The organism is Psychromonas aquimarina ATCC BAA-1526, from assembly GCF_000428725.1.
Lineage (GTDB): Bacteria > Pseudomonadota > Gammaproteobacteria > Enterobacterales > Psychromonadaceae > Psychromonas > Psychromonas aquimarina.
In genome coordinates this window covers 26899-40552 of the sequence record NZ_AUAM01000022.1, presented here as the reverse complement: position 1 = coordinate 40552, position 13654 = coordinate 26899, and the positions used below count along the sequence as shown (strand labels likewise).

The 13654-nt window shown below is 41.7% G+C and carries 12 protein-coding genes; 10 read left to right on the top strand and 2 right to left on the bottom strand.

Going from position 1 to position 13654, the window contains the following annotated elements; translation table 11 throughout:
• Window positions 1-93 precede the first annotated feature (93 nt).
• From grpE to G337_RS0109940, 6 genes are all read left to right on the top strand, one after another.
• The gene (grpE, locus tag G337_RS0109965; protein WP_028863759.1) at window positions 94-705 is read left to right on the top strand and encodes a nucleotide exchange factor GrpE; all 612 of its coding nucleotides are present in this window, start codon (window positions 94-96) and stop codon (window positions 703-705) included.
• Window positions 706-915: 210 nt separating this feature from the next.
• Window positions 916-2841, top strand: coding sequence for a molecular chaperone DnaK (gene dnaK, locus G337_RS0109960; protein WP_028863758.1), 1926 nt, complete (start codon window positions 916-918; stop codon window positions 2839-2841).
• A 104-nt stretch (window positions 2842-2945) separates the two neighbouring features.
• Entirely contained in the window at window positions 2946-4073 is a 1128-nt protein-coding gene (dnaJ, locus tag G337_RS0109955) for a molecular chaperone DnaJ (protein WP_028863757.1), read from the top strand.
• An 82-nt stretch (window positions 4074-4155) separates the two neighbouring features.
• A complete protein-coding gene (locus tag G337_RS0109950) occupies window positions 4156-4716 on the top strand; it encodes a bifunctional adenosylcobinamide kinase/adenosylcobinamide-phosphate guanylyltransferase (RefSeq protein ID WP_028863756.1) in 561 nt (186 codons plus the stop codon).
• A 123-nt stretch (window positions 4717-4839) separates the two neighbouring features.
• On the top strand, window positions 4840-5460 hold the full coding sequence (bamJ, locus tag G337_RS0109945) for a BamJ family beta-barrel-assembly machinery protein (RefSeq protein WP_028863755.1): 621 nt from the start codon (window positions 4840-4842) through the stop codon (window positions 5458-5460).
• Window positions 5461-5893: 433 nt separating this feature from the next.
• Window positions 5894-6109: a dodecin gene (locus G337_RS0109940; protein WP_028863754.1), complete on the top strand. Its 216-nt coding sequence runs from the start codon at window positions 5894-5896 to the stop codon at window positions 6107-6109.
• A 35-nt stretch (window positions 6110-6144) separates the two neighbouring features.
• Here the strand turns inward: G337_RS0109940 and G337_RS0109935 are convergent, their stop codons facing one another.
• Window positions 6145-7125, bottom strand: a complete 981-nt coding sequence (locus G337_RS0109935; protein WP_028863753.1) for a cobalamin biosynthesis protein — start codon at window positions 7123-7125, stop codon at window positions 6145-6147.
• Window positions 7126-7821, bottom strand: coding sequence for a 5'-methylthioadenosine/S-adenosylhomocysteine nucleosidase (gene mtnN / locus G337_RS0109930; RefSeq protein ID WP_028863752.1), 696 nt, complete (start codon window positions 7819-7821; stop codon window positions 7126-7128). It lies immediately after the preceding gene.
• 147 nt (window positions 7822-7968) lie between these two features.
• On the opposite strand from mtnN, the gene tyrS reads away from it, so the two are divergent.
• The 4 genes from tyrS (at window position 7969) to G337_RS0109910 (ending at window position 13582) form a co-directional block, all read left to right on the top strand.
• Complete coding sequence (tyrS, locus tag G337_RS0109925) at window positions 7969-9240, top strand: tyrosine--tRNA ligase (RefSeq protein WP_028863751.1); 1272 nt, start codon at window positions 7969-7971, stop codon at window positions 9238-9240.
• A gap of 14 nt (window positions 9241-9254) precedes the next feature.
• Window positions 9255-9899, top strand: a complete 645-nt coding sequence (locus G337_RS0109920; protein ID WP_028863750.1) for a hypothetical protein — start codon at window positions 9255-9257, stop codon at window positions 9897-9899.
• Window positions 9900-9969: 70 nt separating this feature from the next.
• Entirely contained in the window at window positions 9970-10875 is a 906-nt protein-coding gene (mnmL, locus tag G337_RS0109915) for a tRNA modification radical SAM protein MnmL/YtqA (RefSeq protein WP_028863749.1), read from the top strand.
• A 181-nt stretch (window positions 10876-11056) separates the two neighbouring features.
• Window positions 11057-13582, top strand: a complete 2526-nt coding sequence (locus tag G337_RS0109910; protein WP_028863748.1) for a diguanylate cyclase domain-containing protein — start codon at window positions 11057-11059, stop codon at window positions 13580-13582.
• Window positions 13583-13654 lie beyond the last annotated feature (72 nt).

Sequence of the window (13654 nt, the reverse complement as noted above, 5' to 3'; positions counted from 1 at the left end):
TAAGCATATTGTTATAACAGGCTTGAAACTATTATTGTGATCCCCATAATAGGGCATATATAACTTAATAATCGTAACAGTTAGGATTGAACAATGAGTACAGAACAAAAAGTAAGCCCTGAAGAGCAGGTTGAAACAGCCGTAGAAGCAGAACAAGTTGAAACTGCGGCAGAGCAGGTTGAAGCTGCTGCAGAACAAGTCGAAACTGCAGAAGAGCTAAATGTGCTTGAGCGCTTAACTAAAAAACTGACAGAAACAGAAGAACAGCTGAAAGAGCAGAAAGATCTGACGATCAGAGCACAGGCTTTTGCTCAAAATGAAATTCGTAAAGCAGGTATCGATGCCGAAAACAGAAGAAAGTCAGTACTTAAAGGTTTTTCAAACGCATTAGTACCGGTTGTGGACCATTTAGAAATGGCCATCAGTCATGCGGATAAAGAAAACGAAACTTTAAAACCAATGGTTGAAGGCGTGGAAATGACTTTAGCTGAACTGGTTAAAGCGATTGGGCAAATTGGTGTGGTTCAAATTGCGCCGCAGATTGGTGATGATTTAAATCCAGAAAAGCACCAGGCAATGGGCATGCAGGTGGTTGAAGGTGTTGAGCCTAATAAGATTGTTGCTGTGATGCAGAAAGGTTATGAACTAAGCGGTGGACAAGTTATTCGTCCTGCAATGGTCATGGTATCTAAAGCAGCTGAATAACAGTTATTCAGCTGCTTTATAAAAGGTACTGCGGTACCTTTTTTTGTGGGTTTTGATAATTTTGAAAAAAAATTAAATTTTTTTATTAATAAACCTTGAAACTGAAAAATGACCCCTCATATATAAAAACATCAAAGCGGCAATGTAATTTAATAATAAACATCTGTGTGCTTATAAAACAAAACATAATTAAGATTGGAGAAGAGTAAGATGGGTAAAATAATTGGTATTGATTTAGGTACAACAAATTCATGTGTTTCTGTACTTGATGGTGATGTAGCTAAAATCATTGAAAATGCAGAAGGTGAGCGTACTACTCCTTCAATCATTGCTTACACAGACGGTGAAACGTTAGTAGGTCAGCCTGCTAAGCGTCAGTCTGTAACTAACCCACAGAATACACTTTTTGCGATCAAACGTTTAATCGGTCGTCGTCACGAAGATGAAGAAGTGCAGCGTGATATTAAAATCATGCCTTACAGCATTATTAAAGCCGATAACGGTGATGCATGGGTTGAAGCACAAGGCAACAAAATGGCACCGCCGCAGATCTCTGCTGAAGTTTTGAAAAAAATGAAAAAAACTGCAGAAGAGTATTTAGGTGAATCAGTTTCTGGTGCGGTAATCACTGTTCCTGCTTACTTTAATGATGCACAGCGTCAGGCAACAAAAGATGCTGGCCGTATTGCTGGTCTAGATGTTAAACGTATTATCAATGAGCCGACAGCTGCTGCATTCGCTTACGGCGTAAATAATGCAAAAGGCGACAGTGTTGTTGCAGTATACGACTTAGGCGGCGGTACTTTCGATATCTCTATCATTGAAATCGATGAAGTAGACGGCGAAAAAACATTTGAAGTATTAGCAACAAATGGTGATACACACTTAGGTGGTGAAGATTTCGATAACCGTTTAATCAACTTCCTAGTTGAAGAGTTCAAATCTGAACAGGGGTTTGACTTAACTAACGATCCGCTGGCAATGCAGCGTGTTAAAGAAGCTGCTGAAAAAGCTAAAATCGAACTGTCAAGTGCACAGCAGACTGATATCAACCTGCCTTACATCACAGCAGATGCAACAGGTCCTAAACATTTAAACATCAAAGTGACTCGTGCAAAACTTGAGTCTCTTGTTGAAGATATGGTTAAAGCAACACTTGATCCGCTGCGTATTGCATTAAAAGATGCAGATCTTTCAGTTGGTGAAATTAACGATGTTATCTTAGTAGGCGGTCAGACTCGTATGCCTCTAGTTCAGTCTATTGTTGCTGATTTCTTTGGTAAAGAAGCGCGTAAAGACGTTAACCCTGATGAAGCTGTTGCAATGGGTGCTGCGATTCAAGGTGCGGTACTTTCTGGTGATAAAACTGACGTACTTCTACTAGACGTTACGCCGTTATCATTAGGTATCGAAACAATGGGTGGTGTTTTAACAAAAGTTATCGATAAAAACACAACTATCCCGACTAAACAGTCACAAACTTTCTCTACTGCTGAAGATAACCAGAGCGCTGTAACGATTCATATCTTACAAGGTGAGCGTAAACGTGCAGCTGATAATAAATCTTTAGGTCAGTTCAATCTTGAAGGTATCCGTGCAGCGACTCGTGGTACGCCGCAGATTGAAGTAACCTTTGATATGGATGCGGATGGTATCTTACATGTATCTGCAAAAGATAAAGATACTAACCAGGAACAGAAAATCACCATTAAATCTAGCTCAGGTCTTTCTGATGAAGAGATTGAACAAATGGTTAATGATGCAGAAGCAAATGCTGAAGCAGATAAGAAGTTCGAAGAAGTTGTACAGGCGCGCAACCAGGCTGATGCAATGATTCACGGTACTCGTAAACAGATTGAAGAAGCTGGTGATGCATTAGCTTCTGATGAGAAAGAAAAAATCGAAGCTGCGCTTAAAGAGCTTGAAGAAGCAACTAAAGGCGAAGATAAAGAAGCAATCGAAGCAAAAACAACTGCACTTGCAGAAGCATCACAAAAACTGATGGAAATTGCACAGCAGAAAGCACAGGCAGAGCAAGCTGGTGGTGCTGATGCACAGCAGCCTCAGGAAGATGCAAAAAAAGATGACGATATTGTTGATGCTGAGTTCGAAGAAGTAAAAGACGATAAAAAATAATTCGTAAACTGTTAAAGTTTTAATGAATTACATTACGCGGGTTATGGAGTTTTTTCATAATCCGCGCCTTTGTTTTAGATAAACAGCAATTTTGAGAAGTAAAAATGTCGAAACGTGATTGTTATGAAGTGCTTGGTGTCAGCCGAAGCGCAACAGAGAAAGAAGTAAAAAAAGCATATAAACGCTTAGCTATGAAATATCATCCGGATCGTACTAAAGGTGATGATGCCCTTGAAGAAAAGTTCAAGGAAGTAAAAGAAGCTTACGAAATTCTAAACGATCCGCAGAAAAAAGCCGCTTATGATCAGTATGGTCATGAAGGTGTTAATCAAAGTCATGGCGGCGGTGGATTCGGCCATGGTGATTTTGGTGATCAGTTCGGTGATATCTTTGGTGATATTTTTGGCGGCGGCCGCCGCGGCGGTGGTGGTGCACAACGTCCGCAGCAGGGTTCAGACCTTCGCTACAATATGGAATTAACGCTGGAAGAAGCGGTAAAAGGTATTTCCAAAGAGATTGAGATTCCAACACTGGTTCATTGTGAGCAGTGTAACGGCTCTGGTGCTAAAAAAGGTACCCAGGCTAAATCATGTGGTACTTGTCACGGTCAGGGCCAGGTGCAGATGCGCCAGGGATTCTTTGCAGTTAACCAGACTTGTCCAACTTGTCGCGGTAAAGGAAAAATTATTACTGATCCATGTCATAAGTGTCATGGTGACGGCCGTTATGAACGCAGCAAAACATTATCTGTTAAAATTCCTGCCGGTGTTGATACGGGTGACCGTATTCGCCTAAGCGGTGAAGGTGAAGCTGGTGAACACGGCGCACCAGCAGGTGACCTTTACGTGCAGATGAATGTTCGTGAACATGAAGTATTTGTGCGTGACGGTAATAACCTATACTGTGAAGTGCCGATTAGTTTCACTGAAGCTGCTTTAGGCGGGGAAATTGAAGTACCGACCCTTGACGGGCGCGTAAAACTGAAAATTTCTGCTGAAACACAAACCGGCCGTATGTACCGCATGCGCAATAAAGGTGTTAAATCAGTACGCAGTCACAGCACTGGTGATCTGATGTGTAAAGTGATTGTCGAAACACCTGTTAAGCTGTCAAGTAAGCAGCGTGAGCTGTTAAAAGAGTTTGAATCACTGTGCAGTTCAAAAAAGAATAAACCTAAATCAGAAGGTTTTATTAACAGCCTGAAAACGTTTTTTGATGATTTAAGCAAATAAGTCGATAATAAAAATCAACTTATTCTGGAGCCGTCTTTACGTTATATAGTACCGTAAAGGCGGCTTTTTTATAGGAGGTCAAATGCTGGAATTAGTGATCGGCGGTGTGCGCAGCGGCAAAAGTGATTTTGCTGAAAACAGATTAAAGATGTGGCTTGAACAGGACAGTCAGCAGCAGGCTGTTTATATTGCCACCAGTGTGGCGATCGGCGAAGAAACAAAAAGCCGCATTGCCAGACATCAGCTGCATCGGGACAGTAAAATCAGCACCTGTGAACTGGATTATAAAGAGCAGGATCTGCAGGTTTATCTTGAGCAGTATAATAAACCAGGCCAGCTGATTTTAATTGAATGTTTATCAACCTGGGTCGGCTGGTATCTGTCCCAGGATAAGCCGTTAAAAGCCTGTATTGCAGATTATGAGTCAGTTAAGAATAAGTTTATCAGTGAACTTAGTCAGTTACAGGCAAAGGTTGTTATTGTCACAGGCGAGGTCGGCTGCGGTCTGATTGGTGAAAGCAAGCTGATGCGCTGCTATGCAGATAAGCTGGGTGAATTAAATCAGCAGGCGGCGGCCTTAGCGGATCGGGTTACCTTAGTAACCGCCGGAATAGCGCAGACAATAAAAACAGATACACAGTGAAAAATAAATTAAAATTATTTTGTTTTAGGCCTTTAAAAATAAATTCGCCTCCCCATATTAATATAAATCGTTAACAAGGGGTGTTTTATTAACTACATCCCCTCATTCAATAAGAGAACAAATATGTCTGAATTACAACTGAACACACAAGAACAACAAGCAAGTTACGGTATTGGCCTACAGATGGGCGAGCAGCTTGCTTCTAACCCTTTTGACGGACTGGAAATCTCAGCTGTTGCTGCTGGTATCGCAGACGCATTTGCCGGTGCTGAAAGTAAAGTTGCTCAAGCAGACTTACAAGCTGCATTCCAGGTTATTTCTGAGCGCATGCAGGCTGCAGCTGCAGAGCAGGCTAAAGTATTAGGCGCTGCCGGTGCAGCTTACCTGGCTGAAAATGCTAAAAAAGAAGGTGTTGTTGTTACTGAGTCTGGTCTTCAGTACGAAGTGATCACTGCTGGTGAAGGTGAAAAACCAACTGCAGAATCTACAGTAAGCGTTCATTACCACGGTTCTTTAACTGACGGTAAAGTATTTGACAGCTCTGTTGAACGCGGTGAGCCTGTTGAATTCCCAGTTGGCGGTGTTATCGCAGGCTGGACTGAAGCGCTGCAGCTTATGACTGTTGGTTCAAAATACAAGCTGACTATCCCTTCTGATCTTGCATACGGCGAGCGCGGCGCAGGTGCTGCAATCGGTCCTCATGCTACATTAGTATTTGAAGTTGAATTATTAGACGTTAAATAATTCCAGACTCCGTTATTTAACGGGAGCTGAAAATATTCAAGCCCCTAATCTGGTTACAGGTTAGGGGCTTTTTTATTATTTTAAATTAGGGCCTGTTTATCTTTGAAAATTGCCCCTGTTGAGCCTGAAAGTTTCTCAATCAAGGCGCGAAGAGTGAAGTTTAGTTGTTCTAAATGAGTGATGAGCAACACAGAGTGAGGAATTTTCAGCCTCAACCCGAAGGGCTGGGGCTATTTTTACACTCAACTTCGTTATCAGTCATTAATGTAGAGTGACTACACTGTATGACTTCTGCCTTGCTGAGCACAAAAATAGCCTCCAGCAGGAACAAAGAGCAAAGATAAACAGGCCCTAGTCAAAGAGCGTTTTAGCAAAGTAATTATTATTCAACTATAGTTTTGACTATCCTTCTTCATTAATACAGGAGCTTGATATGTCTGAACACCACACTTATAAAAAACTGGAAATAGTCGGCTCATCTAAAGTCAGTATTGAAGATGCTGTCTGCAACGCTATTGCTGAATGCAGTAAGAGTGTTAAAAATATGGACTGGTTTGAGGTTGTTGAAACTCGTGGTCATATTGTTGACGGTAAAGTCGCTCACTTTCAGGTGACTCTTAAGATAGGTTTTAGAATAGAAAATAGTTAACCATGGCCCGCATAACTGTGCCGCAGTGCTTAAAATTATGAATGATTATTCAGGGTGATGAATTCAAGTAAAAGCGGAAAAAAAGTATAACCGCTAATGCAGGTCAGCCAGAACCATGCACTTAGACTTAGGCGCTGCAGGGACTGTTCAATTTTATCTATGCCCGGTGCGCCGCCGTAACCCAGTGTTGAGTAGGTTACCTTGTTCTTCTGGTATAGGCGTACTCCTCCCAGTTCAATCTGCATGCTGAGCGCAAAACTTGCGAGCATTAACCCGGAAGAAAAGTGATGCCAGTGAATGCTTTGCTTGAATTTTTTAGGCAAGTTTTCTAGGGGTTTATCATATAAAGCGAAGGTAAAGCTGACAATCAGGTGTACTGGAAATAACAGGGTTGAATATATAACGGAAGGGATGCCGGCAATGGTTTGAAAACTCTCCTGTTTGCAGTTCCACTGCTGGGCACAAATTTGTATAGTGCGGTAAAGAACTGCACCGTATACTCCCGTTAACAGATACCAGAAGATTACCGCAAACCAGGATGCAGTTAACTGCAGCACCATGGACTCAATACTGGCTTTATTAATGCCCATTAAGGATAGAGGTTTTGTTTCACGCTGGGTTAATGATGCTAATTTGAATTTTGCCAGAGCAAGGTTCTTTGTTTTTAATGCATCACTTACCTGCAGATAGGTTAGCTTTTTATCATGCCAGGACAAGAGCAGGAATAATAATAAGATATCTAAAATGACAGGCTGGAATACAACGTTATATAACTGGCTGATAATTAAGATACATGGGAAGTAGATCAGGCTGATTGATAAGATGCTTGCCAGGCGTTTATAACCGTCACTGCGCTCTTCAATATTTACTTTTCTGGCTATCTGACGAAACATCAGCTCAACTGCTGACAGGGGATTCAGGTCTTTCGGCAGAGAGATAAAAAATGAACACAGTGCAGCGCTTATAAAACTAAAATAAGTGCTGTACTGTTCGATAAAAGCCAGAAAATTATCCATTTAACCCAGGCGGTTGAGAATAGCTTCGACCAGTATAGATGCATTTTTGCCTGCAATTGGAAGATATTCCTCAAATGAGAGCTCTGACTTTTTACCCGCTATATCAGATAATGAACGAATGATCACAAACGGGACTTTAAACTGATAACAAACCTGGGCAATAGCCGCAGCTTCCATTTCACAAGCAGCCATGGCAGGGAAGTTATTACGTGCAGTTTCAGCCTTAGTCGGATCCGCCATAAAAATATCACCGGTACAGATTAAACCCTGGATAATTTTCAGATCATCTAATGTTTCAGCTGCCTGCTGTGCGATATCGATAAGCTTTGGATCTGCTGGAAAGGCCGGCGGTAACTGCGCCATCTGCCCGATTTCATAACCAAATGCAGTTAAATCAACGTCATGAAAACGTACTTCGGTAGAGATAACAATATCACCAACGCTTAAGCTGGTATCATATCCGCCTGCAGAGCCGGTATTAATTACCGTGTCAGGCTGGAATTTTTCCAATAATAATGTGGTAGCAACTGCCGCTGCAACTTTGCCGATTCCAGACTTAGTTAAGATAACCTGTTTACCATTTAATTCACCCTGGTAAAACTCACAACCTGCAATAACAGTTGTATCAATGTTGTTCATATGTGACTTCAGGATTTCAACTTCTTCATCCATTGCACCAATAATGCCTATTTTCATCTTATCTACTCTTTGGAATTCTATTAAAGTCATAATGTTAGCATATTCTTAGTTAGATCTTCACTCTATGGTGTTTTTGTTGCTCCGAACTGTGTAAAATCTCGCACAATAAATAATAAATTAGTACAGAATCAGGAACCTAAAACAATGAATGCCTTACTTGAAGACTTAAAAGCGCGCGGCCTTGTTGCGCAAACAACAGCTGACCAAGAATTACATGAACATTTATCAAGCGGCTGCCAGACACTTTATTGTGGTTTTGATCCGACTGCCGACAGCCTGCATATCGGCAGCTTAGTACCGTTACTTACATTAAAACGCTTTCAGGAAGCCGGACATAAGCCGTTAGCTTTAGTCGGCGGCGCAACGGGTTTAATCGGTGATCCTAGTTTTAAAGCGAATGAGCGTAAATTAAACACCGATGATGTTGTCGGCGACTGGGTTGGTAAAATTAAGAAGCAGGTAAGTGCTTTTGTCGAATTTGGCGATCATGAAAATGCCGCTGAAGTTGTAAACAATCTTGACTGGATCGGGCAGATGGACAGCATCTCGTTTTTACGTGATGTAGGTAAGCACTTCAGTGTTAACGCTATGATTCAGAAAGAGTCAGTAAGACAGCGTATCGAACGTGAAGGCTCTGGTATCTCTTTCACAGAGTTCAGCTACATGCTGCTGCAGTCATATGACTTTGCCGCTTTAAACAAAGCAACGGGCTGTTCACTGCAGATCGGTGGTTCAGATCAGTGGGGTAATATCACCGGCGGTATCGAACTGACTCGGCGCATGAATAAAGAAAAAGTATTTGGTTTAACACTGCCGCTGGTAACTAAATCGGATGGTACTAAATTTGGTAAAACAGAGTCCGGTACAATCTGGCTTGATGCTGCCAAAACATCGCCTTATGCATTTTTCCAGTTCTGGATCACTACATTAGATGCTGATGTTTACAAGTTCCTGCGCTACTTTACTTTCCTTTCAATTGAACAGATTGAAGCGATTGAAGAGAAAGATAAAACAATTCAAGGCCGTCCTGAAGGCCAGGGTATCTTAGCGGTTGAAGTTACACGTTTAGTACATGGTGAAGAAGGTTTAGCTTCAGCGCAGCGTATTACTGAAGCGTTATTCTCTGGCGATTTAAGCTCGTTAAGCGAATCTGATTTAGCACAGCTTGCACAGGACGGACTTCCTACAACTGAAGTTGAACAGAGCGAAAAATCTTTAGTAGAGCTTCTAACCAGCTGTGAGCTTGCTAAATCAAATAAGATGGCGCGTGAATTTACTCATAATGGTGCTGTTACTGTTAACGGTGAAAAACAGACAGACAGTGAAGCGGTTTTATTAAAAGCAGACGCATTATTTGGAAAGTACACTGTGATTAAACGCGGTAAACGTCTGTTTAATTTATTTATCTGGAAATAAGGTTTGTGATAAGCATGCTTAAATTTAAAAATGTAAAAAGTCTGGGAGCTTCACTGCTGTGTGTCTTAAGCTTTCAGGCCGCTGCTGATAATAAAAGCAGCTGGGTAGATTTTAGCGATCCTACGGCTATATACTCTCGTGCCGGTGTGGGTGTCGGTACCGAAGGTGTTGATGTTTACGGTGCTGTCGGCGGCTATTTAGGCGGTCAGTTTAAACAGCAGCTTAGTGTTGAAGCAAAACATGATCTCGACTATTACAATGTGAATTATTTTGCATTTAATACCGCTAATGATACGGGATTTTCTTTTGATACCCGCTGGGCAGATGATTATGATCAGGCTTCCGTTGGTGTGATCAAAAAAATCCCGCTGGCAGAGCAGAATATTATAATTTATCCGTCAATGAATTTAGGTTTAATGTGGGGTGATAATATGAGCTCTACCACTTATATTGAAATTGATGCTGCTGTTCGTTACTCAGTTAATCGTGCTTTATGGTTTGGAGCAACACCAAGTTATAAATATGCGGTAAACGGTATCGATATTAACGATCTGGATATAACCGCTGATGTTGGTTATCAGGTTGCAAAGGATGTGGCATTGTCTGCTCATCTTAATAATGACGGCGAAGTGTGGGCTGATTTTACCTTTGCATTTTAATTGTATATAAACAGATTAGTTATAAAAGGTCACTGCATAGTGGCCTTTTTTATTATTAGGGGAACAGTGCATGCAGCTGACCGATTATGTAAACACTTTAGGTGCCGATCTTAAAAAACGTTATGGTGAGAAAGTTCATAAATTAACTCTGCATGGCGACTTCAGCTGTCCGAACCGTGACGGTACTCTGGGCAGAGGCGGCTGTACTTTTTGTAATGTCGCGGCTTTTGCCGATGAAAGTCAGGCTCAGCAGAGTATCAGCAGGCAGCTGCATTTACGTGCACAGGAGGTTTCCCATAAAGCGAGAAAGTATCTTGCTTATTTTCAGGCATATACCAGCACTTATGCTGAAATTAATCAGCTTGCCGGGCTCTATGAACAAGCCGTTGAAAATAATAATATTGTCGGTATCTGTGTAGGTACCCGGCCGGACTGCGTTTCCGATGAAGTTTTAAATTTATTAAGCAGCTATCTGTTTCGCGGCTTTGAAGTGTGGTTAGAGCTAGGGCTGCAGTCTGCCAATGATAAAACGCTTAAACGTATTAACCGCGGTCACGGTTTTGCTGAATATCACTCCGTCTGTGTTAAGGCACGGGCACGCGGCATCAAAGTGTGTACTCATCTTATATTAGGACTGCCCGGTGAAACTCAGATCGATTATCAGCAGACATTAGAACAGGTTATTAATAGCGGGGTTGACGGTCTGAAACTGCATCCGCTGCATGTTGTACGCGGTGCAACGATGGAAAAATCCTGGCAGGCAGGCAGGCTGTCCACATTGTCTTTAGAGCAGTACAGTCAGGCTGCTGTATCTTTAATTCGTGCCACTCCGCAAGAAGTTGTTTTCCATCGAATTTCCGCAACTGCAAAGATTGATGAACTGTTAGCACCGCTATGGTGTGAAAAACGCTGGCCGGTACAGAATAGAATGGGGAAACTGATGCAGGAGCTCGGCGGGCAGGGAACTGCTCTATAACTGCCGGAAAACTTAAAATGCTCCATTAATCAGCAGCATTGAGACAAGAATAAAAGACAGGCCAAGAGAATAAACTGTGAAGGTCAGCAAGTTACGTCACTCAAAAAACAGGTATTAATTATCTTTAAGTACCTGGTGGTCTAAGCTTAATATCTCAGGCTTTTTTTGAAAAGATATGAACATGCTGAAATTGTTATCAGTCCTTACTTTGCTGCTGGTTTGTTTAAGCCCGGTTCAGGCTGTATTAAATGAATCTGCCAAACCGCAGCAGATTAATGTTTATTTAGATGAAAATTTACCATTTTCGGGCTTTAATTCTCAAAAAAAAGCGCGCGGTCTGCTGGTGGATTACTGGCAGGAGTGGTCACTGCAGACAGGTATTGCCGTTAATTTTATTCCTTATATTAAACAAGATATTTATCAGCTGCTTAGCGAGAATAAACCGGCAGTGTACAGCGGTTTAAGAGGTGAATTTAAAACTTTAGCAACACTTAAAAAATCAGCTTTGATCGGTATTGACAGTCAGTTTTATTATTTTGCTCCGCGTGCCGGTGAAGTTAAGTCTTCATTAATTAATAAAAACACACCGGTTGTTGTCGGCGGATTATTAGCTGAAGCACAGCAGCTGCCGCTTTTTACTAAAACGCCCAATATTATTTATAAAGAGTACCTGGGGTTATTTGAAATTCTGCTGGATATTTATAATGAAGAGATTGATGCTCTAGTTTTATTCAGCGCTAATCAGAGTACGCCTAGTCTGGCGGATCAGCTCTTATCTGTTGCTTTCAAAAAAACACTGCTTAATGCGTCAAGCAATGAACTGCTTGTTTATACCTCGTTTGAACAGGGGACGCTGCTGGAATGGGTTCAGTGGGGAAATCAGCTGGATCCTATGCCTGAAAAAGTCGCTTTAGCGGTAAAAAATGTAAGTCGCCCTCTTTGGGGGGCTTCCATTGAAATGGCAACCAATCTGCTGGTTATCGTCTGTCTACTGGTTTTGCTATTTATATTTAACCGCTCAAAACGCAGAAAAGACCGTCAGTTTAAAGATATTTTAGATTCATCCCCTTATCCCCTGGCTATATTCTCCTTAGATGGAAACGCCATTTTTTATCTTAATGATGAAGTTAAGTCACTGTTTCCATTTAAGAATAAAAAAAATAAATACCTGTTTGTGGAAGCACAAAATCAGCTTTTATTATCTCGTTTTATAAACAAAGTGAGCCATCAGTCTGTTATTGAAGAGACTCAGATCCGCCTGTTAGTTGAAGATGATTATCATGATATTGAAATATCTGCGAAAAGAGTGCATTACCAGAACCATACGGTTTGGCTTTGTTATTTAAAAGATGTGACGGCTTTATTAAGAGCTGAGCGAAAATTAATAGAAGAGCGGGAATTATTACGTAAAGTGCTCGATTCAATACCGGAGCAGATTGCGTTTAAATCTTCTAAAGGCACTATTATCGGTTGTAATAAAAGCTGGGCAAAAGTCAACAATACTACAGTTGCGCACGCCCCCGGGCAGCGGGTTGTGGATCTGATGCCGGTAGATGTTGTTAAAAAACAGAAGCAGCAGGAAGCGGCCGTCTGGACCGGGGAAACATTTAATACTCAGGAGTGGGTTGAGCAGAAAAATAAACAGCTAAGTTTAGTTAACATCACCAAGGTGCCTTTGTACGATGATAAAGGCCGTATTTTTGCTATTTTAACCATAGACAGCGATATTACCGCGTTACATAATTTAACCAAGCAGCTGAAAGATGAAAACCTGCAGCGTAAAGAAACCGAGAAGGCGTTATTAAAACAGCATGTATTATTAAGCTCTGTATTTGCTGTCAGTGTGGATCCTATTACTCTGTTAGATTATCAGGGCCGGGTTATTGCCGCTAATAACGCATTTGCAGAGTTGATGGGCTCAAATTCACAGGATATTGCTGGTCAGCTGTACAGCGAGTTGTCGGCCTCCGGGCGCATTGACTGGATTGAGCGCCAGAATTATGAAGTACTTGAGTCTGGTGAAGCGGTTGTATTTGAAGAGCTGTTATTTGTGGGAGGGGCAGAGTCCTGCTATGAGATCCATAAAGCTGCATTTGCTGATGATAAGAGTGATACTAAAGGTATTGTGATTATGGCGCGGGATATTTCCGCTAAAAAACAGATTGAAGAAAAACTTGGACAGGAGCCCCCTGAAGAGAGCGCTAAAAAACTGCAGGATCAGCTGACTAATATTGCCAACCGCAGTGCTTTTGATATTGAATATTCCAAGCTTTGGCAGCAGGCCGGTGCAGAGCAGGAGTTATTATCAGTACTGATGTGTGATATCGATCTGTTTAAACCTTATAACGACAATTACGGGAAAGAGCAGGGTGATCAGACACTGCAGAAGGTTGCCGGTGCATTACAAAAAGCCGCTCAGGAGAATGACAGTTTTGTGGCGCGTTACGGCGGTGAAGAGTTTGCTGTGTTGATTAAAGGCGGCAATGCAACTAAGGCGCTTAAAGTTGCTGAATCCATGCGCCAGTCACTTGAAGAAGCCAATATTGAACATGGTTTTTCCGAAGTAAATAAGATAGTCACTATGAGTATGGGTTTATCAAGCATGTTCCCGAGTGAATTAAACTCGATGAAAATGCTGATGGCGGAAGCGGATAATGCGTTATATGACGCAAAAATGTCCGGCCGGGATCAGATAAGCGTTCACTAAGCCCCCTCCGGTTAATCAACATTCTGCTGTTTTCTAAAGCATACATAAATTTTAACTGCCTTGTTTTTGCAA